Genomic DNA, 26718 nt, shown 5'->3' on the forward strand with positions numbered 1-26718 from the left:
TGTCGCATTTAGCCTGTGGTGAATGGCAGGATAAACTCTCCTGCAGGCTTTAAGGGAGCGTTGGGTAATAACTGACCATACAGGTTAGGGGTGATCATGGGGCAAAGCAATTGAGATTTTCAAAAGCCAGATATAAGGTAAGCTTATATCAGTGCTCCGCAGACGAGGTCCTATATGCATCCCCTCCAGAGCCTTCGGGCGTTTGTTACCGTCGCGCGGGAAGGCAGCGTTTCCCGCGCTGCGACTCGCCTTCACCTGACTCAGCCGGCCGTCAGCCTGAAGCTCAAGCAATTGCAGGATGAGCTGGGATTGAAGCTGTTTCTGCGCAGGCCTCAGGGGCTGGTTCTGACCCCGGATGGTCAGGCCCTTTTGCCTGCGGCCGAAAAAGCCCTGGCAGCCATGGCGGCGTTCGAGCAAAGCGCCCGGGCATTGCATAGCACCCTGAGAGGGCGGTTACGAATTGGCACCATTGTGGATCCGGAATTCATCCGTCTCGGCGCGTTTCTGCACCGGCTGGTAGAACGGGCACCTCAGCTGGAAACCGAGCTACGGCAGGGGATGAGTGGCAGCGTATTGGAGCAGGTCCGGGATGGCCGTCTCGACGTCGGTTTTTTCCTGGCGCCGCCCGGCGTTGGGCCGGGGGCGCTGGCACCCGATGTCGTTCATCGTGAGCTGACCCGATTTCATTATTATGTAGTTGCCCCGGCAGGGTGGGGGCCGAGAATTCGATCTGCACAGTGGTCGGATCTGGCGGCCATGCCCTGGATTGTGACACCCGAAGACTCCGTTCATCATCGGCTGCTGAAAGGGATTCTGAAGCCAATGGGTTTAATGCCCCACGGTGTTGCCCAAGTCGATCAGGAGGCCTGCATGCTGGACCTGGTTCGGGCCGGCGTGGGCCTGAGTCTGGCCAGGGACGCGTTGGCCATGGCGGAGCGGCAGGAGACGGGCCTGGAGATTGTTGAAGGGGTTCAGTTGCCCTGCGCGCTCAGCTTTATATGGCAACGTGACCGGCAGGACGAACCCCTGATCGCAGAGGCTCTTGAAGCCCTGGCGGGCGTCTGGACTTCTAACCCAGCGTAGCATCCAGGAACATCATCACAGAAAAACCACCCATCAGACAGAAAGTGGACATGATCTTCCACTGCCGATGGTGGGTTTCGGGGATGATTTCGTTGCTGATGATAAATAGCATGGCACCCGCCGCGAAGCCGAGCGTCCAGGGCATCAAGGGTTCGGCCAGCCACACCAGGGTGGCACCGAACAGGCCTCCCAGCGGCTCGGCCAGACCGGTCATCAGGGCAATGCCGAAGGCTTTGATCCGGGAGTAGTTGATAGCAAGCAGTGAAAACGCCACGGCCAGTCCCTCAGGAATGTTCTGAAGCCCGATGCCTGTGGCCAGCACATAACCGTTATTCACATCGCCGCCTGCAAAGCCGACGCCCACAGCCATGCCTTCGGGAAAATTGTGGAGAGTGATGGCGACAATGAAAAGCCAGATGCCCCGAATATAGGATGCGTCGGGACCCTCGCGGCCCAGTTCGAAATGCTGGTGCGGCAGTTTCTGGTGCACGAAATAGAGCGCGGCGGCACCAGAGAGCAAGCCGAAAATGACGATCAGTGCCGCGGTCCAGGTCTGCCCGGTAATCTGCTCACCGTACTCCAGGCCAGGAAGCAACAATGAGAAAAATGAAGCCGCCAACATCACACCAGCTGCTGAGGCCAGCATTCCGTCCTGCAGTTTATGGGTGAGGGTTCGGACAAGGAACACGCCCAGAGCGCCCACACCACTGGCGAGCCCTGCTAGCAAACTGGCAATCGTGCCCAGCCAGACAATACTGATGTCAGAGGTCATGGGTACTCCTGTTGTGTTGTGGTGTCAGCATAGCAGCTTGAAATAGCAACGCCGGAGGGAACGTTGTCGGTCGCCTCCGGCGATATTTCTCGGGCAAGTTGGGTGTTCAGGCTGCGTTCTGTTTTCGCCAGGCCAGTTCGTTGGTAATCGTGGCCTTCGGCTGCAGCATGGCGAAGTCGATGTCTGCTATTTCCTTGCCGTCTTTGAGGCGTTGGACAAAGTCGGGATTTGCGAGGGCTTTCTTGCCCACTGCAAGCAGGGTTCCCGGGAACTGATTGGCCACGTCCTGACAATTGGTTTCATCGATGTTGCCATTGAGGATCAGTTCGATGCCCGTGACGCTGGACGCGACGCTTGCCAGGCTCTGATCGCCCTTGATGAAGTGCTTCCGGTTAACGTCGCCGTCGGTGGTGTGGACGAAATCCGCGCCGGCATCGCGTACTGCTTCGACAATCTTGCGGAATCCGGATTCGCCTTCGGGCAGTTGGTAGTCCGGATCGGTTACCGTGCCTTGGGACAGTCGAATGCCTACGGTAAAGTTTTCGCCGACAGCCTCGCGTACCGCGCGGACCACTTCCACCACCAGGCGTAGCCGGTTTTCCAGTGGGCCACCATACTCATCTTCGCGGCAGTTAAAGTAGGTGCTCAGGAACTGATTCAGCAGATAGCCATTGGCACCGTGAATCTCGATACCGTCGAAACCGGCGGCTTTCGCATTGGCAGCGGATTTTGCGAAACCGTCAACGGCCGCCTGAATGTCTGCCTCGGTCATGGCATTCGGGGTTTGCCACTCAGTCTGGTTGCCGTAAAAACCGAGCGGGGCGCCTTTGGGTGTAACTTCGCTTGGGCCTTGCGGTTGTTCGGTGAAACGGTTGGCCTGGAACTGGGCGCCCGCGTGCATCAACTGAACGATGATCTTGCTGCCTGCGGCATGCACGCGATCGACAATGGCTTTCCAGCCATCCACCTGAACCTTGTTGATGATACCGGGCTGATTGGCATAGCCCTGGCTTGCCTTGTCATCGGTATAGGTTCCTTCAGTAATTACCAGACCAAAGCCGCCTTTGGCGTAGCCTTCGTAATGATCTGCCATCAGTGCATTTGGGGTGCCATCTGATTCCGCGCTGGTGCGGGTCATCGGCGCCAGGGCGAACCGGTTAGGTACCTCGATAGATTTGAATTTGATGGGCTGCATCAGGTCACTCATAGATACCCTCACATGTCAGTGAATTGTTGGGCACCTACTATCGGGGCGCAGAGCAATCTCTAAAAGCGAAGAATATCGACTCAGCCTGTCAGAATTTTTGAATGATCATTCTGAGGAGCCGGATTTTTTGTCGGAGTGTCCGAGGGACCTTTCCGGCGCCACCTGGTCCCGAACCAGCTGCTTTAATTGAGTGATCTCAGGGAAGCCGCCGTCTTCCTTGCGGGACCAGATCCGCTTGTTATTGATCCACACCTCGAAAATGCCGCCGTTACCCGGGTGTAGGCTTAGCTCTCTGATCTCGTCCTCAAAGGTTGTCAGCAGCTCCTGCGCCATCCAGGCCGAGCGCAGAAGCCAGCGGCAACCGGTGCAGTAGTGGATATCAATTTTGTTGCTCATGGCAGAATCATTCCGTGTCATAGGTGGGATAGACCGACTGCGACAGTGTGGGCTCGCAGCCGACAACGCCACGGGCCTGTTTATGGGCATGGAGGTACCAGCGTTTACCGGCTTTAGCGAAGGTGCTGTCTTTTACAGCGAAGTCTGCGTTTTCCATGGTTGCCGGAATGGGGGAGCCGTCGGCATGGCGATAAACGCAGCTGACACCGATCGTCATTGCTGTAGCTATCGGCAGTTCAATAAAGCCGTCTTCCCTGACATCCGGCTCTTCGCCGTTGATGGTGATCACCTTGAGGCAGGGGCCATAATGCACCTTCTCCAGATCATCCAGATATTCGTTAAGGCAATGACTGGCGCTGATGAAAACGGCGTCTGTTTCAATGCCCTCCTCGGCGGAGGGCAAAGACTGGCACCCGTAGAGTAACAGTGAACCTAAAACCACGATCAGAGTCTTTTTCATGATATCTCCTCAGCTGATGCGTATGCCCTGGTTCAGAGCGTACCCGGCTCCCGAGCCGAGCCGGCGACTGGAGTATTGTAGCGACGGTCTCCGTCGGGAGTGCTCCTGAGCTGATCGATCAGGCGCGCATCCCTGTTGTACAGGTCATCGCGAAACTGCAAGCGGCCCTCATCGTCCACCCAGGAGGTCCAGTACTGGATATGGACGGGCACTGGTTCTGGTAGCAGCACAGTCTCGGGTTCCGACTCGGAAACCACACGGTCTATTTTCTCCCTGGGCCACCCCGGTGCTGCCGCCAAAAGACGTTCTGCCAGATCCATGGGTTGTTCGACGCGGATGCAGCCAGAGCTGAACGATCGCTCGCTTCGGGTAAACAGTCCTCGGCCCGGGGTGTCGTGCAGGTAGACATCGTACTGGTTGGGGAACATGAACTTTACCTGCCCGAGTGCGTTCTGCGTGCCGGGTTCCTGAACGAGCTGGTAAGGGAAATTGTTCCGGTTCAGTGAAGACCAATCGACCTCCAGTGGATCCATCTTCCGCCGGTCTGCGCCCCAGCCCTGGTAGACACTGATTTTGAGGCGGGAGAGGTAGTCCGGATCCCGGACAATCTGAGGCAACTGGTCCTGAATCATCACCGTTCGGGGTACAGTCCAGGTGGGGTTGAATACCAGGTAACGGATGCGATCGCTGAACACCGGGGTTTGCCGGAAGGGCTGGCCCACGATAACGCGCTTTCGCAGCACTTCCTTGTCGTTTTCCACCATTTTTAGCTCGAAACCGGCGATGTTTACGAGAACATAGGTCTCACCGAGGGATTCCGGCAACCACCGCCAACGCTCGAGCGTGGCATCAATCTGGCGCAGGCGCTCCACTGGCATCAGGTTGAGAGCTGCCAGGGTGTTCGGCCCGATAATGCCGTCGGGTTCAAGGCCGTGTCGGGCCTGAAAACGCGTTATCGCCGATTCAAGGTCCGCATCATTATGCAGTGGGTCGTTGGCTGTTACCGTTTCTTCTGTCAGCTCTCCAAGCTCAGAAAGTCTCCGGCGAATTTCACGCAGCCGCTCATCCTGGTAAGAGGGCCGGATAGTTGGCCGTAATGCCAGGGGCAACCAGGGCTGACCCAGCAGGCTTGTCAGATCCTGCCGCGCTGCCATCAGCTTCCGGTAGGCTGGATCGGCAGGCCGCAGGGAATCCAGTGTGCCGGTAATATTCGCGCGTTCCAGCGCTTCACTCAGAACGGATTCCATCTTTCGCTGACGGCGATTGGCGGTCCATTCCGCGTGAACTGTCTTCGGATTGACCTTGCCCTCCAGCATGTGCGAACTAAGCATGAGAAAGGCGTCCGAAAACAGCAAATCCAGATCTGCCCTGAGGTCTTCAGAAAAGTCGCTCATGGGTCTGAGCGACAGACCCGAGAGTATGTCTGCGTGATAGTCTGCCGGAATCAAGCCGTCACCGGCGGCTTGCTCCACGGCGTCAATCAGCTGGCGACGAAGATCCGGTGATTGCCAGGCCCGTTGGTACCCTCGTGTACCATAGAAGGCGGATAGAGCCTTGTGTGCCATGAGTCTGTTACCGAGAACCTGCACCGGAAACCCGGCATCCAACGCTTCAATCCTTGAAACAATCGCTTCATCCGCCGCAAAGCCGTTGGGATGCCATAGGGTGGCAAGAACGGCAAGCATTGTTGCGGTCAGGGAAAGGCGTCTGGTTCCGTGCATGGGTGTTCTCCGACTAGTCCCTGAGAAGCATCGATCATAGTGATGCGATCAACCGATACTCTGACGCTACCACAGCGGCATTTGTTCCCCCCCAGGCCGCCGGAAAAGGTTGGTTCGCAACGGTTCCTCCTCATGGAGGTTAAGTCCAAGTTGCCGAGCCTTCTTAGTGAATCGCTGGCGAATGAGATCAGAGTATGGGCCTGTGCCGGTCATTCGGCGGCCAAAGGTGGCGTCATAACTCTTTCCGCCCCGCAGGTCGCGCATCCGGTTCATCACATGCTCTGCCCTTTGTGGGAAATGCCGGTGCAGCCAGTCCTGAAACAGTTCGTCCAGCTCATGGGGTAAACGTAGCATAATCCAGCTGGCCCGGGTCGCACCCGCCTCTGCGGCGGCTTCCAGTATCGACTCGATCTCGTGATCGTTGATGAAGGGGATGACCGGCCCGAGAATAATACCGGTCGGGATACCGGCCTCCGAGAGTTGGCGGATCATTTTAAGGCGCGTTGCGGGTGCAGCTGTTCTTGGCTCCATTCGTCGTTTCAGGTCGTTGCTGAGGCTGGTCAGACTGATCCGCACAGAGCAGAGGCCTTTGGAAGCAAGGGTCGCGAGTAGGTCAAGGTCTCTCAGAATGAGCGCGCCCTTGGTAATGATGGACACCGGATGACGATATTCGGCCAGAACCTCCAATACCTGTCGGGTGATCCCCAGGTCTCGCTCAAGGGGCTGGTAGGCGTCGGTATTGACGCCCAGTGCGATCGCCGAGACCCGGTAGCCGGGCTTGTCCAGCTCTTCACGCAGCCGCACGGCGGCGTTGGGTTTGGCGATCAGCCTGGTCTCGAAATCCAGCCCCGGCGACATGTCCCAGTACGCATGGGTCGGGCGGGCAAAACAATAAATGCAGGCATGCTCGCACCCGCGATAGGGGTTTATGGATTGATCAAAAGGCACATCCGGCGAGGTATTCCGGCTGATAATGGATTTTGCGGTTTCCTGAATGACTTCAGTGGCCAGGGTATCGGGGTTCAGGTCATCGGCAGGGTCGTGGTACCAGTCATCCTCAACCTGGCGGTCGGTGACAATGGGCTGGAAACGGTTGTGGGGATTCAGGGCAGTCGCGCGAGTCTTCATGGGCATACTCGATACTGTTTAAATGTACAGTATCGAGTATGCTAACCCCTGAATCCCGGCGGTGCAACCAGTGTTTCCGGTTACGCAGTCCGGCTACAGGCGGAAGCCCTGAGACGCCAGGGTCAGGGTGGCTACCTGGGACGACAGGCGCTCGATATGGGCGTTGAGTTTCTGGCGGATATCCGAGGTTTCGCGGGTGTGGCCGTGAATCTGTTCAACTTTCTGGGCGATTTCCTCTGTGGTGGTTGAAATCCCCTCAACCGAAGAAACCACCTGATTCATGTCCCCCGCCAGTTGCTGGATGGAACCGGTGATCTGCTCAATCGAATGTGCAGCCTCTTTCGAGCTTTCTTCACCTTCACCGGCGGAAGCCAGGCCTTCTTTCATCAATTTGGAAATCGCCTCGGTTTCGCGGTTAAGAGATTCCACGATGTCGGCGATGCCGTTGGTGGCAGACACAGTTTTTTCCGCCAGAGATCGAACCTCGTCGGCAACGACAGAGAAGCCGCGCCCGGCCTCGCCGGCTCTTGCCGCCTCAATGGCAGCGTTGAGTGCCAGCAGGTTGGTCTGTTCAGCAAGGCCGTTGATCACGCCGACAATCGAGTTGACCTTTTCACCGGTTTTGCTCAACTGGGCTACCTGGTCGTGGGTTTTCTGGATCCGTTCCGCCAGCGCGGTCATGGTTTTTGCGCTTTGCCTTACCACCTCCGCACCAGAGTGTGCGGCGCCGTTGGCACTCTGAACGGCATCATTGACGGATTGGGTGTACTGGGCAATATCCACTGCTGTGTGTGAGATTTCCTGAACTGCGGTGGCCGTTTGCTCGGTCTCGTCTTCAACCTGTTCGCCGTTTCTTCCCATCTGATCAACCAGCGCATCCAGTTCGCCCTGAAGCGCCGACAGGGTCCGGTTACCTTCCACTACCTGGCCGATAACGTCTGAGACGTCGTCCAGCATCTTGTTGGCCGCCTGGCCGAGGCGATTGAATTCATCGTTCGGATTCCTGCCCGGTTCCAGGCGCTGGCTGAGGTCACCGCCAGCAACCCGGGTAAGCAGGTTTACGGTCTCATTGAGTCGCTTTACCAGGGTTCTGGAGGCGGTTGTGAGCGTCAGGACCAGGATGATGACCACGGCGGCAGCGGTTGCAATGATGAGCCAGGTTGAGGCTGTCCGGGCCTGTTCAGCCTGCTGGCTGGTTGCCACAATAATATCCTGGCGGAGCAGGGTGTTTTGTTCAGAGATCAATTCCCGAATTCGGCTGCCGGCGGCGCTGAGTTGGTCTTTGATGGCAGACAGCTCGCCGATCAGGGACTCGGCATCGGTAAAGGCGTCGTTGAACGCCTTTACCGCCTGGCCAATGTCAATTTCCTGCCAATCCATCTCTGTGACGGTGGCCTGCATTCGCTCCAGTGCCTCACGAGTAGTCTCGGCGTAGGTAGCGTCAAAGGTGGAGAGGTAGTCCCGGTAGGTAGAGGCAATGGTGTTGATGTCGTCGTTGAAGATCGAGATGCTGATTTGCCGAAGCCTTTCGTCAATGGCATTGGACATCGTCGCCCGCAGTCCGTCTGACGGTGTCAGCCCGAGTTGCTGGTTCAGGGCCAGCCATTCGGTGCGAAGTCGGGTATACTCTGCGACCTGATCCTGGATTTGTTGTGCCGTGGTTTTTACGGCATCACCCGGCAGGGTTCTGGCTGATTCACTGAGCGCCGATGACTGGGCCGCAAGCGACGCCAGTGTCTCCCGATAGCTTTCAACCTGGTTTGGCTCCAGACCTTCGCTCATTCGCTCGAGCGCCAGCCAGTCGTTCAGCAGGATAAGGGATGCGGATTCGTAGGCTCGTGCCTCGCTTCGGGCCTCGTAGGCATTTGATACCCTTCCGAGTCCGCTTAGCGAAGCCAGGGTGGCAATCGTAAGACCAATCAGCGTTGCAACAATCAATAGCAGGAACTTCTGTTTCCATGACAGGGCCATTCACATCCTCCGGAAAGTGTTGTTTTTCTTCGCAACTAACTGAGCTTAGACCAGTTCCGGAAAAAATACGGTCCTTTCGACGACAACCGGGAACCCATGTCTGATCTCGCAATTTACCAATATCTGCTGATTGCCCTGATTTTCGTCTGGAGTGGTTTTGTCCGCTCCGGACTGGGATTTGGTGGTGCCGTCCTGTCTCTGCCATTTCTGTTGCTGGTGCTGGATCAACCGCTCGTATTCCTGCCGATTATTGCGGTTCATCTATTGGTGTTCTCATCCCTGACAATCTGGATGAACAATCGCACTGGGGCCGGAGAGCAACGGGAGGCGGGCTCGGGCACTGTTGACTGGCAATACCTGTGGCGGATCCTTGGCATCATGATCGTGCCCAAGCTGATTGGCGTTTTCGGCCTGATCACCATGCCCTCCGATATCCTCAGTGCCATCATCTTTGTGATCGTGGCGCTTTATTCGGTCTCCTATATCATTAACCGCCCCTTTCGCAGTGGCAGTAAAACGGTGGATGCGATATTCCTGATGGTGGGTGGGTACATCAGCGGCACATCTCTGATCGGCGCGCCGCTTATTATCGCCGTGGCGGCCCAGCACCTGCCGAAAGAGAAACTCAGGGATACCCTGTTTGCGCTCTGGTTTATCCTGGTACTGATAAAGATGGCAGCCTTTGTCTGGGCCGGCGTTGATCTCCAGCTTATCCATCATCTCTGGCTTCTGCCCTGTGCAGCTGTCGGGCACGTCATCGGTCTGTACGCCCATGACCGCATACTCCAGGCTGAAACACCGGTATTTTTCCGGCTGCTGGGATCGGTGCTGCTACTGGTGAGCAGCATCGGGATTGTCAGCGTCTTGTGGTAAGTGGGGTGGCGGGCTTTCAGCCCGCGCGCCCGAACACCCGTTCAAAGAAACCCACCTCTCGCACGTCCGGTATCGGCAGGCTGTCTGCCTCTTCCATGGCCCGCCGCCAGAACTTTTCGGGTTCATCCAGGTGGGCCACTTTTGCCCGCTCGTCCGGGCTGTAGTGGTTGTGTTCCCCGGCAATGCCCTCGGCCATCAGCTCCTGGGTCCAGAGATAGATCGCGGCCCGGACGGTTCTCAGCAGCCGGCAGTAAACCTCGCGGCTCAGGTTGATAGCCAGTTCGGCCGTCAGATTGATCTGCTTCTGGAGCACGGCCATTTCGTCTTTTTCCAGCAGCACCCGGTTGCCGTTGCCTTTTTTGCAGTTCACACAAACTTTCTCCAGGGCTTTTACCCCCTCGAGCAGATCCATGTACCCGAACTCCTCCTTCTGTTGATCGTCCACTGGCGCAGGAATCCAGCCGTACTGGGGGGATTTGGCAACGATGTGTCCGTGCAGCTGCCGGCGGTAGGGTGGTGCGGCAGCAAGGTCCTGGTAACCGTCAAATTCGGTACGCAGCCAGGCGGCCATTTTCCGGTGGCGAAGCATCATCGCAAGGGTGATTGCTGAGGGCATGATCTCTTCGAGCAAATCTGCAGAATCCCGCGTGCGCTCGTCGAGATGGTTTACGGATGTTGACATTTCTCCTCCTCGGCAACGGGTTTCCCAGTTTCTCGCCCCGTTGTCCGTTTGTTGTTTTTGGCATTCGGTGGTTGTATCTGTCACTGCCGGTGTCTAAAAAGTAGTCAGATGATGCCGGGGGCGCCGTTGTAAAAAAGTTACTGCTTTGTAACGGCGGGTAAGTAGCCAGACCACGGGAAGGAAAAGAGGCAATGAATCAGGATAATGGCTTTGAGATACAGAGAGCTTCCATGGTGGATTATCAGCTCCGTGCCCGGGGGATTGAGTCGCCGCAGGTACTTGAGGCCATGGGGCGGGTGGCGCGAGAAGCGTTCATTCCCGAGCGCATGCGGGACTGCGCCTATGATGATGGCCCCCTTCCCATCGGCGCAGGGCAGACCATTTCACAGCCGTACATTGTGGCGTTGATGACGGAAGCTCTGGATCTGGAGGGCGGGGAGAAGCTTCTCGATATTGGTACCGGCTCTGGCTATGCGGCGGCTGTGCTGGGCAGTATTGCCGGTAAGGTGTTCAGCATTGAGCGGGTGCAGGAGCTGGCAGATCGGGCGGCCCGCACGCTGGCCGACGAGGGCTTTGACAATGTCGAGGTACGCTGTGGCGATGGCACCATGGGCTGGCCCGAGCACCAACCCTACGATGGCATCATCGTGGCAGCCGGTGCGCCAGCTGTGCCGGAATCGTTGAAGCGCCAACTGGCGGTTGGTGGGCATCTGGTCATTCCGGTTGGGAAGGAACATTCGGTCCAGTCGTTGATGCGCATTACCCGGCTGGCTCAGGGCGAATTCCGAACCGAGGACCTGGGCGCAGTCCGGTTTGTCCCCCTGCTCGGCGAACAGGGGTGGTCCTGATCCTCAGAGCTGGCGTGCCTAATCAGCCGCCGGCGTTCGTGCTTTCAAAGATCTTGTCGGCCGATGCCGCCACAAAACCCGAGTAGAGCTGGCCATCCGGCTTCGGATAACGCAGGGCAAACTCATAGAAACAGCTGGGTATGGTCACGGTCTGGTCGGCAAAGGCGACGGGTACGCGATCGGCCATGGTGGACGACTGCTCCAGCAGGTCTTCGGGTGAGCCCTTCACTTCTCCGCCTGATGCATTCACGGTATAGCCGTTGTCTTTTAGCAGTTGATTGATTTCCGGCACCGAGTGGAACTGTTCCAGATGGTTGATGCTGACCGTGAAATGGTTGGCGCGATAGCCCCAGGCGGCCATCCAGGCAGCGTATTCGCTTTCCTTCATCAGACCACGGTAGGTTTCGTAGTCAACTTCCCAGTGGCGCCCGGAATACAGAAAATCATCGGCAGTAACCGCTTCCGGCCTTAACTGCTCAACAAGATTTTTCACCACGGACTGCAACGCCGTTGAGCATTGCTCCACAAGCAGCTCGGAGATAAACACCTTTGGAAGCTGGCGGGAGGGGTGTTCAAAGTGCCGTGCATACAGTTTCTTCGCCTCGAAATGGTATTCGCCACCCTGCTGGTAACCGAGGCTGAGGAAGTGTTCAGCCAGAGCATCCAGCCGAACCGGGTCCAGGTTGAAAGTGCGAAGAGCGATGTGGTCGTTGACGATCGCCTGCCCCTCTTCGGCGCCCAGGATTTTGTGTATACGTTCAGCAGAGGGGGTCACCTGCCGGTAGGACTCCCAGAGCCGCGCAAAAAGGGTGTCCGGGTCAGTATGCATAGCGAATCTCCTCAGTAGCCGATTGTTGGTGGGGCTGTTGTCGCCCCTCTGACTGTTGCCTGATCTGGCCCAGTGACAGGTAGCAGGCCGGGCTACCTTCGCCAAGACCCAGTTGCTTCGCCAGTTGGTCTGTCACAACCAGTTTATTGGTATCGGGGGCCTGCCAGACCTGATCGGTCACCGTGGCCCGGAAGTCTTTACAGCTGGCATTGGCAACTATAGCGGATTTACAGGTTTTTCCCGTATCGCTCCCGGGGCTCTGTCCCCCCATCTGAAGCATGGCGGTGGACCGGAAGGTGCTGCGGACGCTGGCGATGTCTGACCTGGGGCACTCCAGAGTTGGCCCGCCATCGAGAAGATCCACGAAACCTCGGTGACGAAAGCCTTCACGTTCCAGCATGTGCCGGGCCGGGCGCGTATCCTCATGGACCTGGCCGATAACCGCCCTGGCTGCATCGTTCATCTGCCGGGTATACAGCGGCGCCGCCGGGATGAACTTTTCAATGAATCCGCTATGGTTACAGCAGGCCAGCTGTGTCGCCGCCATGAAGTCCAGATCGACCACCTGATGCTTGAGCCACTCCCAGAATGGAGATTGGCCAGCATGATCTGCAACGCCGCGCATTTCTGCGATCACCGTGTCCGTGAATCGCTCCGGGTAAAGGGCCATGAACAGGAAGCGCACCCGGGAGAGCAGCTTGCCTGCATTGGCTTGGCGAAAGCCAGGCCGAAGGTACAACGAACAGACTTCTGTGCAGCCGGTGTAATGCTGGCATCGAGTCAGGCTTTCCTCGATACGACGTTTCTGGGGATCTTCCTCATGGTGGATAACGGCGTTGCGGCGGAAATGCACGAGGGGGCGGGAAGTGCCTGCGGAGGCTTCAATGCCGGTGGTGCCCATAATTTCACCGGTCGTACCGTTCTCCAGCACGAAAAGATAATGTTCATCGCCGGGCTTGGTCACGGTCCGGGTGAAGCTGTCGACTGAACAATCGATTTTTCGGCTCAGGGCATCGCGATCGGGCATCAGTGAGGTGAAGCCGGGTCCGGATTCAATAGCGATCTGCATCAGGGCATCAAGATCCCTTGGAGTAATCGGTCGAATTATCATGGCGAATGTCCTGAGCATTGTTTCGGCTCAGTATGAAAGGCCTGAGTGTCAAATTGCAGCTGCAAAATGATCGAAATGGTCTACAATCAGATCAAAACGCAAATAACCTTTGGCAAAATGATTAATACACAGGATCAGAAGCTGTTAATGCTGCTGAGGCAGAATGCCCGGGCCAGCATCACCGAGCTGGCGAAGGCCATGCATGTGTCACGGTCTACGATACAGAACCGCATCGCCCGACTGGAGGCCAGCGGTGTGATCCGAGGCTATTCGGTGCAATTAGGTGGGGAGTTTTCTGCCAGCCAGGTCGAGGCTCACGTATCGATCAAGGTTTTCCAGAAACTGACCGCTCGAACAAATGCTTCGTTGGAGGATATAAGTCAGGTATCGCAGCTGTTTTCGGTAAGTGGCGAGTACGATCTGATCGCCATCGTTCAGGCTCAATCCCTGGAAGAACTGAGCGCCGTTCTGGACGACATTGGTAACCTGGAGGGGGTGGAGAGGACGAACTCTGCCGTGGTCCTCGAAACCCGGTTCAGGCGCTAGTGTCCTGATCAGATCAGGAACCCAGCATTCCTGCGTAGGCGCTGTAGAAAAAGGCACCCGAGCCCAGAAGAATGATGCCCCAGGCGGGAAAGATCAAAAACGAACGTTTTGGTTTGCTCATGGCCATATCCAAGTTGCTCGAAAGGTAGGTTCACACTCTTTAAGGTAGCTCAAACTTGACAAATGTTACGAAAATTTTTGAGGAACAGTTCTCGGGCGAGGATTAATTGGCCAATTGCGTGGGCACTAAATGCTATTGAGCGGGTCTGAAATGACGCTAGTATGATCAGGAATTGCAGAAGTTAACCACGAAGTACAATAACAAAAAGGAGCCGTTTATGGCGGTAGACCCCCGGAAGCAGACTTCACTCCATTGCCTGTATTACTGGTCAGAGGAAACGCCCGACAACGTTTACCTCACTCAGCCTTACCCCGATGGCCGTGTTGAAGATATTACCTGGAAACAGGCTGCAGACCAGGTATCCAGGATGGCGGCTTACCTGACCAGCCTCAAACTGCCCGAACCCAGTAACATCAGTATCCTGGGCAAGAACAGCGCCCACTGGATCCTGGCCGATCTGGCCATCTGGGCAGCGGGCCACGTTTCGGTGCCACTCTATCCGACACTTAATGGTGACACCGCAGCCTATGTCCTTGAGCACAGCGAGGCAAAGCTCCTGTTCCTCGGCAAACTCGATGGGACAGCGGACGGCTGGAACGACATCAAGAATCACATTCCGGACGATCTGCCGCTCGTTTCCCTGCCCATGTCGCCGCGGGACGACACACCGAAATGGCAGGAAATCGTCGCCGGCCAGGAACCGGCAGAACCCAAACTGCCGGATCCGGATAATCTGGCTACCATTGTCTATACCTCGGGCAGCACCGGTCGTCCCAAAGGCGTAATGCACAGTTTCCGGACCATGATTTCGGTAGCCGACGGTCTGCAGCAACTGTTCCCGGTTTCTTCTGACGAGCGAATGCTTTCCTATCTACCCCTGGCTCACGTGGCTGAGCGGGCGGCGGTTGAAACGCAATCCTTGTACTACGGTTTCCATCTCTACTTTGCGAACTCCCTCGATACCTTCCAGGAAGATCTGCAGAGGGCAAGGCCGACACTGTTTTTCTCGGTCCCGCGCCTGTGGATGAAGTTCTATCTGGGCGTTAACGCCAAGCTTCCGCCGAAGAAACAGAAGCTGCTGTTCAATCTCCCGATCATTAGTGGTCTGGTTAAAAAGAAAGTCCTGAAACAGTTGGGACTGGATTATTGCCGGGCCGCTCTTACCGGGGCGGCGCCGCTTTCCGCGGATATCGTCAACTGGTATCGAAACCTCGGGCTGGAATTGTTGGAAGTGTATGGGATGTCTGAAAACTTCGGGTATTCCCACGCCAACCGGCCCGGACAGGCCAGGGCTGGCTCTGTGGGTATGGCCAACCCGGGGGTCGAACATCGTATCGGTGAAGGGGGCGAAGTCCAGGTGAAAAGCCCCGGGCAGATGCTGGGTTATTACAAGAATGAGGAGAAAACCAAAGAGGACCTTACCGAAGACGGCTTCTTGAAAACCGGAGATATGGGTGAGATTGACCGGGATGGTACCCTCCGGATCACAGGCCGGGTAAAGGATCTGTTCAAAACGTCCAAGGGCAAATACGTGGTTCCGGTTCCTATCGAGAACCGCTTCAATCATCCCAAGGCTGAGGTGGTCTGTGTGGCCGGCGCGAACCAGCCGCAACCTTGCCTGATGGTCTTGCTGTCCGAGGAAGCCAGGGAGGAACTGGAAACCGGAACTGATCGTGGTGAGCTGGAGCAGGAGCTGGCCGCAGAGATGGACGCGGTGAACGCGGAGTGCGAGTCCCACGAGAAGGTGGCCTTCGTGGTGGTGGTCCGGGAACCCTGGACCATGGAAAACGGGATGCTGACGCCGACCATGAAGATCAAGCGGAATGTGATAGAAGACTTCTACAACCGAAAGATGGACGACTGGTTCAATCAGAAGAAAAAAGTAGTCTGGGAATTCTGATACGCCAACGTAAAACGCCGGTGCTTCTTTAAAGAAGCACCGGCGCTTTCAAATCCTTATGTTCTGTTCTCAGCCTGAGCGATCTCCTCGCTCATGCCAGATTGGGGTGCCGTATTAGTGGCCGCCCTGCATCTGGCTCATATCCGGAGCAACGTTCGCTGCTTTCCGGTTAAAGTTCCGCATCTTGCGACTGAAAAACTGTACCGCCTGCTTTGCCGCAGCACGGGTATACTGGCGCCTGACCTCATCACTGTTGTGGAGGATACTGGACGGCAGCGGGTTTACGGTTGCGATATGGTTCTGAGTCATAGCGCCTTCCTCCTTTCTATTGGGTGGATTGATTCAAGTCGGTAGATTAGTTAGGGATCTACCTTTAATTTAAAAACGATTCTAAGGGTTCTTATTTGCAGTTTGAATACGTTAAAATCCGTACTCACGTTGCAAATATGCAGTAACTATGGACTGGGATTATCTTCGATATATACGGGCTCTGGCAATAGGTGGAACCCTTGCCAAAGCCGGAGAATTACTGGGTGTCCACCAAACCACAGTTCTAAGACGGCTTGACCAGATGGAAGAGTCGCTGGGTGTGCAGTTTTTCGAACGTAGCCGGGACGGATTGCAGCTCACTCCGGTAGGTGAAACCGCGTTCCGGGAGGCCGAACGGCTGGCCATCGAGATGGAAAACCTCGAGCGCAAGCTGGTCGGGCAGGATTCGGCGCCGGTGGGTAAAGTGAGGCTGGCGGCGGAAGATGCAATGATGAATGAATTGCTCAGCCCGATTCTTGCCGAGCTGGTAAGGGAATTTCCGGACATTGAACTGGAAACCCTGACCGACAACGACGTGGCCAATCTAAGCCATCGGGAAGCGGATCTGACGCTGCGACCCGAGAATAAGCCCCAGGCAACCCTGGAAGGCGAGCGTATTGGGGCCATCGAATCCGCCGTGTACGGGTCCGCCCGCTATTGCCGTCGGCACCGGGATATGGACATTGAAAACCACCCGGAAGGTTGCCTCTGGATCATACCCGATGAAACCTTCAGCCATCTGGCCGTCGGCCGCTGGTATCGCAAGCATCTGAAGAACGTCACCTCTTTCATTCGCTGCAACAGCCTGCAATCCATGCAGGCACTGGCGAAATCCGGTGCCGGACTGGCGGTTTTGCCCTGCTACCTGGGAGAGGGTAGTCGCGAACTTCGCCGTCTGTCGGAGCCGTTGGAGGGTGAGAGCGTTGATCTCTGGCTGCATGTAAACCAGGACACCCAACAAATGGCCCGGGTACGCATCGTCATGGAATACCTGGTTGAGCGTCTTCAGGCTTTAGAGCCCCAGTTGGAGATTTCCTCGACGTTCTAGCGAGTGTCAGCCGCAAAACGGCCAGAACTGATACCAGCGCCAGCACTGGAATTCCTGTTCGCAGGTTTTGAGCTGAGTGTCGTATCGGAATGCCCGGGTCTGTACCCGGGCGGCGAGATCCTTGACCGCCGGTTTCTTTTCAAAACTTCTGCGGGCGTATCCGCCCCGGCCCTCGTGGTAAGCAAGGTACAGCTTCCTGGGAGCCGAGAAGGGAATGCCAAGCTGTCGGTGGCTAAGCCGGTTGTACCAGCCCACGAAATCCAGCGCGTATTCCATATCTGTGCGCACGGTAAACCAGCCTTCGCCGTTGGCCTGCAGGTATTCCCGCCAGGCCGGGTCCAGAGCCTGGGCATAACCGTATGCAGTTGTCGGTCTGGTCCAGGGAATAAAGCCCCAGAGCAAGGTGCGTGGTGGACGGGCATGACTGCGGAATGAGGACTCGTAATAGACAAACGCCATCTGGGTGGCGATGGGCGTGCCCCAGCGTTGCTCGGATTCGCTGGCGTAGTCATACCAGACCGGATGCTCCCGGAAGATTTCGCAGACGTTCTCCGGGTTTGCCGGAGGATCTGGTGCCAGCAGACTGAAGCGGAGCGTTGCCCAGAGGCCCATCAGCAAACCGAGCATGGGCAGCCCATACCATCCTGCCCGGCTTTTCCAGGTATCCAGAGTCGATCCCCGACCTATGGTCTTCCGGGGGCGTTTCTTTCGCATTCCTACCAAACCGTCATCTCCGGGGCCGAGGGATTGCTTGCTGCATGCATCGGACCCATGGCATAAGGGAATCAATGATTCATTCGGGATGATAGGTAAATGAAACGATTTCCCATAATTAAACCTCTTTTAATCACAGCCCTTCTTGTTACCGGCACTGCCCAGGCAGCACCGGATGCCCGCCAGGTACTGGAAATATCGCCTGTTGACGATATCGTGGCCCGTTACCCGGCCATGATGAGCCAGGGAATCCGGGAAGGACTCAAGCAGAATGGTCAGCTTCCTCCAATGGTGGCCAATACCATCGGGAACATTGTGAGCAGCGGTTTCAACTCCGTGGATATCGAGCAGCAGATCATTAACGATCTGCAAGCCAAGCTCACGGATTCGCAGCTCCAGGCAGTTCATGACTGGTACGAAACCCCTGTGGCCAGAAAGATTTCTTCGGCCGAGATTGCAGCTTCGGAACCCTCGGCTTGGCCGAAGATCCAGGCCAGCGCCGCGGAGTTGAACAGTCAGTACAAGGGCACACGCAAAGCGGAAGTGTTCGATCGGTTTGATCGGGCGGCTCGGGCAACGGAAAGCGCCGTGGATACTACAATCGCGGTCCAGCTCGGGCTGGCAACCGCAATGGCTGCGTTCAGCAGTGATTCGGCAAATTATGAACAGTTGCGGCAAAGCATTGAAAGCCAGCGCAGCATGCTCAGGGGGGTTGTTGGCCAGCAGGTCTACGATAGCTATCTGTATACCTACCAGAATATCGGTGCCCAGGAGATGGATCTATATCTGGAGTTCCTGGAGAGTTCTGCCGGTGCAGCCTTCTCGAAGGTTGTGACCAACAGCATTCAGCAGGCGATCACCGAGCCGGTGGAAAGCATCGGCAAGCAGATGTCCGGTTTTCTGGCACCGCAAACAGAAGGGGCCCAGTGAGTTCACAGGGCCCCGTCAGGCCTCCACTCTCCCATAATCCATACGATTAGCATCTCTCGCAATTTGTGCAAAGCGGGATTTGGGTCCAATCTGCCTATTAAATGCAAGTGAGGAGCGTCGTTATGGATTTCAATGCCTATCAGAAAGCCTTGTCCTCACAACTGAGGGGGTTGGAGTGCCCGTTTCCGGAGCAGGAGTTTGCCGAACGTCTCGCTCGTGTCCGGGATGGCATGGCTCGGGAGGATTTCGGCGCCCTGCTGCTGACCGATCCGTCGGATATTTTCTACCTGACCGGTTACAGCACCTTTGAGGTATCCGTTCATGTCGCCCTGGTGGTTACCCAGGAGGACTTGCTCTTGCAGGTGCCCTCCATCGAAATGGGGCCAGCCATGATTACCACCCGCGTCGCCCGGGTCGTTGGTTACCGGTGGGAGGGCATCGGCGAAGTGCTTGAGCCACTGGTCCAGGTGCTCAACGACGGAGTTGAGACTGTCGGCATTGACGCTTGGCACGGCTCCTTGCGCCAGGGGGTGCTGGAAGGCCTTAAGGCACGGATGTCGGGGGTGCGTTTTCTCAATAACGGTGGTCTGTTGAAGCAGATCCGGATCGTCAAGTCCGATGCCGAAATCCGTTTCCTGCGTGAGAGTGCGCGGATAACCGCCGAAGGCCTTAGGGCCGCTGTGGCGACGGTTCGTCCGGGTATCACCGACAACGATATTGCCGCCGAAGGTGCCCGGGCACTGCTGGAGGCCGGCAGCGAATTCATGAGCATGCAGCCAATTGTCGTGACTGGCCGTCGAAGCAGCGTGATCCACTGTAATCACAAGCGTACGGTGGTGCAGGAAGGCGATCCGGTGTTTCTGGAATTCGGGTCAGCCTGGCACCGTTATACGGCGCCCATGATGCAGACCGTGGTGGCCGGGGGCGAGCCCTCGTCTGAAATGCGACGGGTTCATGATGGTTGCCGGCGGATTGTGGACACTCTCTTGGCATCAGTCCGCCCAGGGGTCACCTTCGATCAGGCTGCCCAGGACGCCGAGAGGGCGCTTCAGCCGCTGGCAGGCAAAGTGTTCTTCTCCGGGGTGTTTGGCTACACGGTTGGCGCCCAGTTTCCGCCCTCCTGGGTGGAGGGCTCGGGCTTTATCGCCAGGGGCGGCAACATGGAGTTTCGCCCCGGTATGGTCTTTCACCTGCCCATCTGCTTGCGTATCCCGGGGCAGTGGGGCATTGGGTGCAGTGAAACCATTCTGGTAACCGCAGACGGAGCCGAACCCATGACCGACAACCCCTGGTCGCTCGGCTAATCGAGGCGCAGGTCTGACAGGTAAACGGTGCGCGGCTCGGGAAGACGGACGGCAAAGAGCCCCATCCGTCTGATCTGTGACATGTCCATGAACCGGCCATTCGGCGCATTCTCGATGTCAGCCAGATTCCGCGTGAAGGTATTGAAGCCCGGCCCAAGGGCCAGACGCGTGTTGTAACGGTCATTGTAGGCATGGTCGCTGCGGTCATGGGCCACGTCATTGATTCGCAGAGTGAGTGCCAGAGGTTCGGCTGAGGGATTGAACAGCGTTATGGTCAGTCTCTCGAAACCCCGCCAGTCGGCTGGCAGGTTATTGAGCGAGACCCCCGAGTAGGTTCCCGTGCCCAGATCGATCTTCAGGCTGTGTGGGTGATTGACCGAATGATTGGCGGATACCGCCGGACTGCCAGTCCAGAAGGGTTCCGGGTTCTGATGGCTGAAGTCATAGAGCAGGGGAAGCTGATGATGAATCTGCCACTGTCGTGCCGCAACGATCCCGGTGGTGCCCAGCTCAAAACACAGCAGCAGCGTGGCTGTTGCCGCTATCAGGCCTTGGCAGGCGGAGGCCCGTGTTCTCGGCATAAGCATCGGGCGCCAGGCGATAATCAACCAACTGCCAATCAGATTGCGTAGCAGATCCTGCCCGTCCACATCGCGGTTTTGGCCGCTTTGGATTAGCTCAATACCAATTCCGACCGCCAGTAATACGGCGGTAACACCGAGCCAGAGACGCCAGCCGCTCAACCAACGCCAGGGCCTGACGGCCAGTGTCAGCAGCGCAAAAAGAAGAATGTGGCCGAGGTTCCAGGCCGACTTGAGGAGTGGCCCGGAGGCCCAGTCCGGCCCGCCAATAAACAGAAAGGGAGCAATGAGCAGCGAAGCCGCACCGGCCAGCAACGGAAGCTGCCGGCCGGTGATTGGCATTCCCGGCGTAAAACCAGGAATCATCAGCTACGGCTGGTAACTTCCAGCAGGTGATAGCCGAACTGGGTCTTCACCGGACCGATGACCGTGTTCACTTCGCTGTTGAACACTGCCTTGTCGAATTCCGGAACCATCTGGCCAGGGCCAAAGGAGCCGAGGTCGCCGCCATTACGGCCGGAGGGGCAGGAGGAGTGCTGCTTTGCAACTTCGGCAAAATCCTGTCCGCCTTCAATTGCCTTTTTCAGTTCTTCGCATTTTGCTTCGCTGTCTACCAGAATGTGGCGCGCTGTTGCCTGTGCCATGATCAATGTCCTTGTGTCGGATGAATGGGTACATCAGAACGGGAATGCTGCCCGCACAGCTCGCCGGAGGCAAGCCTTTTTATCCGTGTTTCTGCGGCCTCACAGTCCACCCGGCAAACCTGTACAATGCCGGCTTTCTTTTCGCCGGCGTTCGCCCGGCCCCACATCGACAGGTTTGTTTCTTGATCTCCACTGCCAATATCACCATGCAATTCGGGGCTAAACCCCTGTTTGAAAACGTCTCCGCCAAATTCGGTAACGGCAACCGCTACGGCCTGATCGGGGCCAACGGCTGCGGCAAGTCCACACTCATGAAAATCCTGGGTGGCGACCTCGAGCCGTCCGCCGGCCAGGTTATGCTGGAACCCAATGTCCGGCTGGGTAAACTGCGTCAGGACCAGTTTGCCTATGAGGATTGCTCGGTCATCGATACCGTGATCATGGGCCATGAGGAACTCTGGAACGTCAAGAAAGAGCGTGATCGGATCTATTCCCTCGCGGAAATGAGCGAAGAAGACGGCATGGCCGTGGCAGACCTGGAAGTGCAGTTCGCCGAAATGGACGGCTATACCGCCGATGCCCGCGCCGGTGAGCTGTTGCTGGGTCTCGATATCCCGCTGGAGCAGCACAATGGCCCCATGAGTGCCCTGGCACCGGGCTGGAAATTGCGGGTACTGCTGGCCCAGGCCCTGTTTTCCGATCCCGATGTGTTGCTGCTGGACGAGCCTACCAACCATCTGGATATCAATACCATTCGCTGGCTGGAAAACATCCTGGTGGCCCGCAACAGCACCATGATCATCATTTCCCACGACCGGCACTTCCTGAACAGTGTCTGCACTCACATGGCGGACCTGGACTATGGCGAGCTGCGCCTGTTCCCCGGCAACTACGACGAATACATGACCGCCGCCACCCAGGCCCGCGAGCGCATGCTATCGGACAACGCCAAGAAAAAGGCTCAGATCGCCGAACTTCAGCAGTTTGTCAGCCGCTTTTCGGCCAACGCCTCCAAGGCCAAACAGGCCACCTCCCGTGCCCGCCAGATCGATAAGATTCAGCTGGAAGAGGTGAAGCCCTCAAGCCGTGTGAGCCCGTTCATCCGTTTTGAGCAAGGAAAAAAACTGCACCGCCAGGCTGTGACTCTCAAAAACATGACCAAGGGCTTTGACGACAAGCCCCTGTTCAAGAACCTGAACATGCAGGTAGAAGCCGGCGAGCGGGTTGCCATCATCGGCCCCAATGGCATCGGAAAAACCACACTCCTGCAATGCCTGGCGGGCGCTTACACGCCAGACAGTGGCGACGTGAAATGGACCGACAGCGCAGAAGTGGGCTACTTCGCGCAGGACCACACGGCAGACTTCGCAGACGATGAAACTCTGACCGACTGGATGGCCCAGTGGACCAAGGGCGGCGAACAGCTGGTGCGCGGCACGCTGGGCCGCATGCTGTTCTCCGGCGATGATATCGGGAAATCGGTGCGGGTGATCTCGGGCGGCGAGCAGGGCAGGATGCTGTTCGGCAAGCTGATTCTGCAGAAGCCCAATGTGATGCTGATGGATGAGCCTACCAACCACCTGGATATGGAGTCCATCGAGGCGCTGAACCTGGCACTTGAGAACTATCCGGGTACACTGATTTTTGTCAGCCATGACCGGGAGTTTGTTTCTTCGCTTGCGACTCGGATTATTGAGCTGAAGTCTGATGGCGTCACCGATTTCAGTGGCAGTTATGATGACTACCTTCGGAGTCAGGGGTACGTTTAACCTAGGTTATTCGGGCCTTGGGAGAATGCGGACGGGCGGGTAGGCCTGTGAGTGGCTTTCGAATAACTAAGGAAAAGAAAATGGGCGAGAGCGAAATTATTGCAGCAACGCGTAAATGGGTCGAAGAAGTTGTCGTCGGCTATAACCTTTGCCCGTTCGCCAAACGGGAGCTGGTCAGGAACCGGGTTCGGTTTGTGGTGTCGGAAGCCGAAACGGAAGACGAGCTGTTACAGGCCCTGCACTCGGAGCTTCAGAGGATGGAAGACGAGCCGGAGATTGAAACCACCCTGTTGATTCATCCGGGTGTATTGCAGGATTTCGAGCCCTACAATGAATTCCTTGATGCGGCTGATGGTTTGTTGGCGTACCTGGAGATGGAAGGCGTGTACCAGATTGCCAGTTTCCATCCGGATTACCAGTTTGCGGGCACCGAGCCCGATGCGGCGGAGAACTACACCAATCGGTCGCCATTTCCGATGCTGCACCTATTGCGGGAAGCCAGTCTGGAAGCGGCGATTGACAGTTATCCTGATGTGGATGGGATCCCGCAGAGAAACATTGAACTGATGAACGAGCTGGGCTCGGAGAAGATGCGGAGTATTCTGCGTTCCTGTCTTGATGAATCCACTCGCAAGGTCTGAACAGATGGGACTGCTTTTCGAACAGATTGACAGCCAGCCTTCGGTGATCGGTGAGATCACTCTGCGTCGGCGCCGGATTCCGGCCATTGGTGACCGGGATATCTACGAGGTGAAGCTGGGCGAGGAATTCCTGATGTCCAGCATGTTTGTGGATGCAGAAGTAGCCCTCTCTGATATCGGACTGGGCGAAACTGAGGGCGACGATCTCAGTGTGGTTGTCGGTGGTCTGGGCCTGGGTTACACCGCTGTGGCGGCGCTCAGGCATGAGCGGGTTGCCGAGTTGCTGGTGGTTGAATACCTGGAGCCGGTCATCGGCTGGCATCAGCAGGAGCTGGTGCCTCTGGGTAAGGACCTGAACGGCGATCCACGGAACCGTTACGTACACGGCAGTTTCTTCGACCTTGCCGTTGCAGATCCTGAGGTTGGTGGTTTTGATCCGGAGAGCCCCGGCAAACAATTCGATGCCATCCTCCTGGACATCGACCATTCACCCCGGGCGCTGCTGCACGATTCCAGTGCCAGCTTCTACACCGCCAACAATCTGCGCCTGATGGCCCGGCAACTGACGCCCCGAGGGGTGTTCGCCATGTGGTCGAACGAGGGCGAGGATGACGAGTTCATGGCCGTTCTCAACGAGGTGTTCACCGATGTGGCCTGCCATGTCGTATCCTTCTTCAATCCATTTCAGAACAGGGAATCGTTCAACACCGTATATGTGGCCCGTAAGCCGGGCTGAGAAACCGGAGTCTGTATGCCTGTAACCACGCACCGCAGCCGACCCTTCAGCTCCAGCCAGCGTCTGCCCGAGCCGGACCAGCCGCCGGTTTTGCATGAGCCGGAGGAAGCCGGGGCGTTGCTGGCGGAGTTTATCCATCGCTATCCCCGCTTGCTGATTTTGACAGGCGCGGGGGTCAGTACGGATTCGGGCATCCCGGATTACCGGGACGGCGATGGCGCCTGGAAGCGCAAGCAACCGGTTCAGCACAAGGCTTTCATGGAAGATTTCTACACCCGCCAGCGCTACTGGGGCCGGAGCCTGATTGGCTGGCCGGTTATGCGTAATGCCAGACCGAACCCTTCCCATCACTACATCTCCGATCTTGAGCTGCTGAACCACAGCAGCCTGGTGGTTACCCAGAACGTGGACCGTCTGCACCAGAAGGCGGGCACCAGGGCGGTGACGGATCTCCACGGTCGGGCCGATGAGGTGGTGTGCATGAGTTGTGGCTACCGTTGCCCCCGCGAGGAGGTGCACGATCGCTGTGCCGATCTGAATCCGGGCTTCCGGAAATACACCGCCGATACAGCGCCGGATGGTGATGCCGATCTGGATGTGGATTTCGAGGATTTCCGGCTGGCGGACTGTCCAGAGTGCGACGGGATTCTGAAGCCGGATGTGGTGTTCTTCGGTGATTTTGTCCCCAAAGACCGGGTTTACTCCGCTCTTGATACGCTTAAGGCCAGCGATGGCCTTCTGGTGATTGGTTCGTCGTTGATGGTGTATTCCGGCTTCCGTTTCTGCCGGTACGCCAACGAGTGGAACAAGCCCATTGCCACACTGAATCTGGGACGGACTCGTGCTGAGGATCTGGTGAATCTGAAACTGAACGCGAGGATCGGGGAGACCCTGAGGGCCTCCCTCGATCAGTTATAACAGCGGGTTAGATCAGGTTGTAGATGAATACGACAGCCACGGCAACCGGGGTTACGAAGCGTACGGTGATCAGCCACAGGTTGAACATGGCCGGTGACAGGGACAGTTCACGCTCCATGGCCTGACGCGACATCACCCAGCCTGCAAACAGGGCAACCAGCAGTCCGCCCAGGGGCAGCATGATGTTGGCGGTGAAGAAGTCCAGCAGGTCAAAGATGGTCTTGCCTTCCAGCATGGGCACAAAACCCAGGGGTGCAAAATCCGCCCATAGGTTCAGGGAGAGGATGGAGGCAATGCCCAGCGCCCAGCACACAATGCCCGCGCCCAGTGTGCTTACGGTGCGGTTCATGCCTTTCTGCTCTTCCAGCCACTCCACAATCGGCTCCAGCAGCGAAATCCCCGACGTCCAGGCGGCGAAGATCAACAATACGAAAAACAGGGTGCCGAACAGGGAGCCCATGGGCATCTGGCCGAAGGCCAGCGGCAGGGTCTGGAAGATCAGTCCCGGGCCGGCGCCGGGTTCAAGACCATTGGCGAACACAATCGGGAAAATGGCCAGGCCCGCGAGCAGCGCTACGCCGGTGTCGATGACAGATACGGTGATCGAAGTCTTGGCAATGGAAATGTTCTTCGGCAGGTAAGATCCATAAGCCATCATGACCGCCATACCCAGGCTCAGGGTGAAGAACGCGTGACCCAGCGCTACCAGTATTCCGGACGTTGTGAGCTTGGAGAAATCGGGCTGGAACAGGAACGCTGCGGCTTGCCCGAAGTGCCCGGTTGTCATTGCATAGCCCACCACAATCAGCAGCAATACGAAAAGGGCCGGCATAAGAATGCTGACCGCCCGCTCAAGACCCGAGCGAACGCCCCGCACAACCACAACCATCACCAATGCCATGAAAAGGGTATGCCAGGCCAGCAGGGTGGTGGGATCGCTGAGCAACCCGGAGAAGATAGCGCCTACGGCGTCGGCAGACTGCCCGGCAAGCTGACCGCTGGCCGTAGTGCCTACGTAGGAAATCGCCCAACCGCCGATGACCGAGTAGAACGAAAGAATCAGGAATCCCGCCAGAATGCCGATGGCACCGACCAGCTTCCAGGCCGGCTTGAGGCGGTCCCGTTCGGCAATCAGACTCAGGCTTTTGACGGGGCTTCGGCCACCGCGACGGCCGATCATGACTTCCGCCATCATGATGGGAATGCCGACGACCGCGATGCACAGCAGATAAACCAGCACGAAGGCGCCGCCCCCGTTCTCACCGGTCACATAGGGAAACTTCCAGATATTGCCCAGGCCCACGGCGGAACCCGTGGCGGCAAGGATGAAGGCAAGACGTGATGACCAGAGTCCGCGTTTGGCGTTTGAACCTTCAAGCGCCCCCGAATAGGTGGCGGAATCTGAGGAAGTGACAGACATAACTATCTCCTGGAGTATTTGTTTTTGTGTCAGGGTTATAGAGGGAAGCTGCAGTC

The 26718-nt window shown here is 57.1% G+C and carries 27 protein-coding genes; 12 read left to right on the forward strand and 15 right to left on the reverse strand.

The annotated features are described in order from the left end of the window. The first annotated feature begins 174 nt into the window (after window positions 1-174). Window positions 175-1083, forward strand: coding sequence for a LysR family transcriptional regulator (locus FMN52_RS14785; protein ID WP_148609340.1), 909 nt, complete (start codon window positions 175-177; stop codon window positions 1081-1083). Here FMN52_RS14785 and FMN52_RS14790 read toward each other — a convergent pair. The 7 genes from FMN52_RS14790 to FMN52_RS14820 all read right to left on the reverse strand — a co-directional run bounded on the left by FMN52_RS14790 (window position 1070) and on the right by FMN52_RS14820 (window position 8738). Further along, window positions 1070-1855 (reverse strand): ZIP family metal transporter, encoded by a 786-nt coding sequence (locus tag FMN52_RS14790; protein WP_148609341.1) that lies wholly within the window; start codon window positions 1853-1855, stop codon window positions 1070-1072. The genes FMN52_RS14785 and FMN52_RS14790 overlap by 14 nt on opposite strands. Before the next feature lie 106 nt (window positions 1856-1961). After that, window positions 1962-3062, reverse strand: a complete 1101-nt coding sequence (locus FMN52_RS14795) for an NADH:flavin oxidoreductase (RefSeq protein WP_148609342.1) — start codon at window positions 3060-3062, stop codon at window positions 1962-1964. Window positions 3063-3167: 105 nt separating this feature from the next. Further along, entirely contained in the window at window positions 3168-3458 is a 291-nt protein-coding gene (locus tag FMN52_RS14800) for a SelT/SelW/SelH family protein (RefSeq protein ID WP_148609343.1), read from the reverse strand. A 7-nt stretch (window positions 3459-3465) separates the two neighbouring features. After that, a complete protein-coding gene (locus FMN52_RS14805) occupies window positions 3466-3918 on the reverse strand; it encodes a hypothetical protein (RefSeq protein WP_148609344.1) in 453 nt (150 codons plus the stop codon). Between the two features lie 32 nt (window positions 3919-3950). Continuing rightward, the gene (locus FMN52_RS14810) at window positions 3951-5639 is read right to left on the reverse strand and encodes a L,D-transpeptidase family protein (RefSeq protein WP_240339492.1); all 1689 of its coding nucleotides are present in this window, start codon (window positions 5637-5639) and stop codon (window positions 3951-3953) included. Between the two features lie 66 nt (window positions 5640-5705). Beyond that, window positions 5706-6767: a PA0069 family radical SAM protein gene (locus FMN52_RS14815; RefSeq protein ID WP_148609345.1), complete on the reverse strand. Its 1062-nt coding sequence runs from the start codon at window positions 6765-6767 to the stop codon at window positions 5706-5708. Between the two features lie 93 nt (window positions 6768-6860). After that, on the reverse strand, window positions 6861-8738 hold the full coding sequence (locus FMN52_RS14820; RefSeq protein ID WP_148609346.1) for a methyl-accepting chemotaxis protein: 1878 nt from the start codon (window positions 8736-8738) through the stop codon (window positions 6861-6863). A 96-nt stretch (window positions 8739-8834) separates the two neighbouring features. On the opposite strand from FMN52_RS14820, the gene FMN52_RS14825 reads away from it, so the two are divergent. Continuing rightward, on the forward strand, window positions 8835-9611 hold the full coding sequence (locus tag FMN52_RS14825) for a TSUP family transporter (protein ID WP_148609347.1): 777 nt from the start codon (window positions 8835-8837) through the stop codon (window positions 9609-9611). A 16-nt stretch (window positions 9612-9627) separates the two neighbouring features. Here the strand turns inward: FMN52_RS14825 and FMN52_RS14830 are convergent, their stop codons facing one another. After that, window positions 9628-10293, reverse strand: coding sequence for a hypothetical protein (locus FMN52_RS14830; protein ID WP_148609348.1), 666 nt, complete (start codon window positions 10291-10293; stop codon window positions 9628-9630). Between the two features lie 191 nt (window positions 10294-10484). Between FMN52_RS14830 and FMN52_RS14835 the strand changes: the two genes are divergently transcribed. Continuing rightward, window positions 10485-11141, forward strand: coding sequence for a protein-L-isoaspartate(D-aspartate) O-methyltransferase (locus FMN52_RS14835; protein ID WP_148609349.1), 657 nt, complete (start codon window positions 10485-10487; stop codon window positions 11139-11141). 22 nt (window positions 11142-11163) lie between these two features. On the opposite strand, the gene FMN52_RS14840 is transcribed toward FMN52_RS14835, so the two are convergent. Together FMN52_RS14840 and FMN52_RS14845 are read right to left on the reverse strand one after the other, a co-directional pair. After that, entirely contained in the window at window positions 11164-11970 is an 807-nt protein-coding gene (locus FMN52_RS14840) for a DUF1338 domain-containing protein (RefSeq protein WP_148609350.1), read from the reverse strand. Then, window positions 11960-13081, reverse strand: a complete 1122-nt coding sequence (locus FMN52_RS14845) for an arginine N-succinyltransferase (RefSeq protein ID WP_148609351.1) — start codon at window positions 13079-13081, stop codon at window positions 11960-11962. The genes FMN52_RS14840 and FMN52_RS14845 overlap by 11 nt, the downstream gene beginning before the upstream one ends. A 117-nt stretch (window positions 13082-13198) precedes the next feature. On the opposite strand from FMN52_RS14845, the gene FMN52_RS14850 reads away from it, so the two are divergent. Together FMN52_RS14850 and FMN52_RS14855 are read left to right on the forward strand one after the other, a co-directional pair. Next, on the forward strand, window positions 13199-13627 hold the full coding sequence (locus FMN52_RS14850; protein ID WP_148609767.1) for an Lrp/AsnC family transcriptional regulator: 429 nt from the start codon (window positions 13199-13201) through the stop codon (window positions 13625-13627). Window positions 13628-13965: 338 nt separating this feature from the next. Then, window positions 13966-15648, forward strand: coding sequence for an AMP-binding protein (locus tag FMN52_RS14855; protein ID WP_148609352.1), 1683 nt, complete (start codon window positions 13966-13968; stop codon window positions 15646-15648). A 114-nt stretch (window positions 15649-15762) separates the two neighbouring features. Here FMN52_RS14855 and FMN52_RS14860 read toward each other — a convergent pair whose 3' ends face one another. Then, window positions 15763-15957, reverse strand: a complete 195-nt coding sequence (locus FMN52_RS14860; RefSeq protein ID WP_148609353.1) for a hypothetical protein — start codon at window positions 15955-15957, stop codon at window positions 15763-15765. Window positions 15958-16105: 148 nt separating this feature from the next. On the opposite strand from FMN52_RS14860, the gene FMN52_RS14865 reads away from it, so the two are divergent. Continuing rightward, window positions 16106-17005, forward strand: a complete 900-nt coding sequence (locus tag FMN52_RS14865; RefSeq protein WP_148609354.1) for a LysR family transcriptional regulator — start codon at window positions 16106-16108, stop codon at window positions 17003-17005. Between the two features lie 6 nt (window positions 17006-17011). Here the strand turns inward: FMN52_RS14865 and FMN52_RS14870 are convergent, their stop codons facing one another. Beyond that, window positions 17012-17719, reverse strand: coding sequence for a lysozyme-like domain containing protein (locus FMN52_RS14870; protein ID WP_148609355.1), 708 nt, complete (start codon window positions 17717-17719; stop codon window positions 17012-17014). A gap of 99 nt (window positions 17720-17818) precedes the next feature. On the opposite strand from FMN52_RS14870, the gene FMN52_RS14875 reads away from it, so the two are divergent. Together FMN52_RS14875 and FMN52_RS14880 are read left to right on the forward strand one after the other, a co-directional pair. Then, complete coding sequence (locus tag FMN52_RS14875) at window positions 17819-18649, forward strand: DUF2059 domain-containing protein (RefSeq protein WP_148609356.1); 831 nt, start codon at window positions 17819-17821, stop codon at window positions 18647-18649. A gap of 122 nt (window positions 18650-18771) precedes the next feature. Then, a complete protein-coding gene (locus FMN52_RS14880; RefSeq protein ID WP_148609357.1) occupies window positions 18772-19953 on the forward strand; it encodes a Xaa-Pro peptidase family protein in 1182 nt (393 codons plus the stop codon). Here the strand turns inward: FMN52_RS14880 and FMN52_RS14885 are convergent. Together FMN52_RS14885 and FMN52_RS14890 are read right to left on the reverse strand one after the other, a co-directional pair. Then, complete coding sequence (locus FMN52_RS14885; RefSeq protein WP_240339493.1) at window positions 19950-20876, reverse strand: succinyl-CoA synthetase subunit beta; 927 nt, start codon at window positions 20874-20876, stop codon at window positions 19950-19952. The two genes, FMN52_RS14880 and FMN52_RS14885, sit on opposite strands and share 4 nt — an antisense overlap. Window positions 20877-20899: 23 nt before the next feature. Then, complete coding sequence (locus FMN52_RS14890; protein ID WP_088827466.1) at window positions 20900-21178, reverse strand: peptidylprolyl isomerase; 279 nt, start codon at window positions 21176-21178, stop codon at window positions 20900-20902. A gap of 182 nt (window positions 21179-21360) precedes the next feature. On the opposite strand from FMN52_RS14890, the gene FMN52_RS14895 reads away from it, so the two are divergent. The 4 genes from FMN52_RS14895 to FMN52_RS14910 all read left to right on the forward strand — a co-directional run bounded on the left by FMN52_RS14895 (window position 21361) and on the right by FMN52_RS14910 (window position 25242). Next, on the forward strand, window positions 21361-22947 hold the full coding sequence (locus FMN52_RS14895) for an ABC-F family ATPase (protein WP_148609359.1): 1587 nt from the start codon (window positions 21361-21363) through the stop codon (window positions 22945-22947). 80 nt (window positions 22948-23027) lie between these two features. Further along, complete coding sequence (locus FMN52_RS14900) at window positions 23028-23588, forward strand: DUF1415 domain-containing protein (protein ID WP_148609360.1); 561 nt, start codon at window positions 23028-23030, stop codon at window positions 23586-23588. 4 nt (window positions 23589-23592) lie between these two features. Next, window positions 23593-24324 carry a spermidine synthase gene (locus FMN52_RS14905; protein ID WP_148609361.1) on the forward strand — a complete coding sequence of 244 codons (732 nt, stop codon included), beginning with the start codon at window positions 23593-23595 and terminating at the stop codon, window positions 24322-24324. A gap of 15 nt (window positions 24325-24339) precedes the next feature. Beyond that, complete coding sequence (locus tag FMN52_RS14910) at window positions 24340-25242, forward strand: NAD-dependent protein deacetylase (RefSeq protein WP_148609362.1); 903 nt, start codon at window positions 24340-24342, stop codon at window positions 25240-25242. Between the two features lie 7 nt (window positions 25243-25249). On the opposite strand, the gene FMN52_RS14915 is transcribed toward FMN52_RS14910, so the two are convergent. After that, the gene (locus FMN52_RS14915) at window positions 25250-26662 is read right to left on the reverse strand and encodes a sodium-dependent transporter (protein WP_148609363.1); all 1413 of its coding nucleotides are present in this window, start codon (window positions 26660-26662) and stop codon (window positions 25250-25252) included. Window positions 26663-26718: the final 56 nt, after the last annotated feature.

This window comes from Marinobacter sp. BW6, assembly GCF_008107725.1.
Lineage (GTDB): Bacteria > Pseudomonadota > Gammaproteobacteria > Pseudomonadales > Oleiphilaceae > Marinobacter.

Excerpts from the sequence above, each read along its gene's own strand:
- FMN52_RS14880 (WP_148609357.1), top strand. The coding sequence starts at position 18,772 with ATGGATTTCAATGCCTATCAGAAAGCCTTGTCCTCACAACTGAGGGGG.
- FMN52_RS14905 (WP_148609361.1), top strand. The coding sequence starts at position 23,593 with ATGGGACTGCTTTTCGAACAGATTGACAGCCAGCCTTCGGTGATCGGT.
- FMN52_RS14785 (WP_148609340.1), top strand. The coding sequence starts at position 175 with ATGCATCCCCTCCAGAGCCTTCGGGCGTTTGTTACCGTCGCGCGGGAA.
- FMN52_RS14870 (WP_148609355.1), bottom strand. The coding sequence starts at position 17,719 with ATGCGAAAGAAACGCCCCCGGAAGACCATAGGTCGGGGATCGACTCTG.
- FMN52_RS14890 (WP_088827466.1), bottom strand. The coding sequence starts at position 21,178 with ATGGCACAGGCAACAGCGCGCCACATTCTGGTAGACAGCGAAGCAAAA.
- FMN52_RS14875 (WP_148609356.1), top strand. The coding sequence starts at position 17,819 with ATGAAACGATTTCCCATAATTAAACCTCTTTTAATCACAGCCCTTCTT.
- FMN52_RS14825 (WP_148609347.1), top strand. The coding sequence starts at position 8,835 with ATGTCTGATCTCGCAATTTACCAATATCTGCTGATTGCCCTGATTTTC.
- FMN52_RS14855 (WP_148609352.1), top strand. The coding sequence starts at position 13,966 with ATGGCGGTAGACCCCCGGAAGCAGACTTCACTCCATTGCCTGTATTAC.
- FMN52_RS14790 (WP_148609341.1), bottom strand. The coding sequence starts at position 1,855 with ATGACCTCTGACATCAGTATTGTCTGGCTGGGCACGATTGCCAGTTTG.
- FMN52_RS14840 (WP_148609350.1), bottom strand. The coding sequence starts at position 11,970 with ATGCATACTGACCCGGACACCCTTTTTGCGCGGCTCTGGGAGTCCTAC.
- FMN52_RS14835 (WP_148609349.1), top strand. The coding sequence starts at position 10,485 with ATGAATCAGGATAATGGCTTTGAGATACAGAGAGCTTCCATGGTGGAT.
- FMN52_RS14915 (WP_148609363.1), bottom strand. The coding sequence starts at position 26,662 with ATGTCTGTCACTTCCTCAGATTCCGCCACCTATTCGGGGGCGCTTGAA.
- FMN52_RS14805 (WP_148609344.1), bottom strand. The coding sequence starts at position 3,918 with ATGAAAAAGACTCTGATCGTGGTTTTAGGTTCACTGTTACTCTACGGG.
- FMN52_RS14865 (WP_148609354.1), top strand. The coding sequence starts at position 16,106 with ATGGACTGGGATTATCTTCGATATATACGGGCTCTGGCAATAGGTGGA.
- FMN52_RS14795 (WP_148609342.1), bottom strand. The coding sequence starts at position 3,062 with ATGAGTGACCTGATGCAGCCCATCAAATTCAAATCTATCGAGGTACCT.
- FMN52_RS14815 (WP_148609345.1), bottom strand. The coding sequence starts at position 6,767 with ATGAAGACTCGCGCGACTGCCCTGAATCCCCACAACCGTTTCCAGCCC.
- FMN52_RS14810 (WP_240339492.1), bottom strand. The coding sequence starts at position 5,639 with ATGCACGGAACCAGACGCCTTTCCCTGACCGCAACAATGCTTGCCGTT.
- FMN52_RS14910 (WP_148609362.1), top strand. The coding sequence starts at position 24,340 with ATGCCTGTAACCACGCACCGCAGCCGACCCTTCAGCTCCAGCCAGCGT.
- FMN52_RS14860 (WP_148609353.1), bottom strand. The coding sequence starts at position 15,957 with ATGACTCAGAACCATATCGCAACCGTAAACCCGCTGCCGTCCAGTATC.
- FMN52_RS14845 (WP_148609351.1), bottom strand. The coding sequence starts at position 13,081 with ATGATAATTCGACCGATTACTCCAAGGGATCTTGATGCCCTGATGCAG.
- FMN52_RS14900 (WP_148609360.1), top strand. The coding sequence starts at position 23,028 with ATGGGCGAGAGCGAAATTATTGCAGCAACGCGTAAATGGGTCGAAGAA.
- FMN52_RS14800 (WP_148609343.1), bottom strand. The coding sequence starts at position 3,458 with ATGAGCAACAAAATTGATATCCACTACTGCACCGGTTGCCGCTGGCTT.
- FMN52_RS14850 (WP_148609767.1), top strand. The coding sequence starts at position 13,199 with ATGATTAATACACAGGATCAGAAGCTGTTAATGCTGCTGAGGCAGAAT.
- FMN52_RS14830 (WP_148609348.1), bottom strand. The coding sequence starts at position 10,293 with ATGTCAACATCCGTAAACCATCTCGACGAGCGCACGCGGGATTCTGCA.
- FMN52_RS14820 (WP_148609346.1), bottom strand. The coding sequence starts at position 8,738 with ATGGCCCTGTCATGGAAACAGAAGTTCCTGCTATTGATTGTTGCAACG.
- FMN52_RS14885 (WP_240339493.1), bottom strand. The coding sequence starts at position 20,876 with ATGCCAATCACCGGCCGGCAGCTTCCGTTGCTGGCCGGTGCGGCTTCG.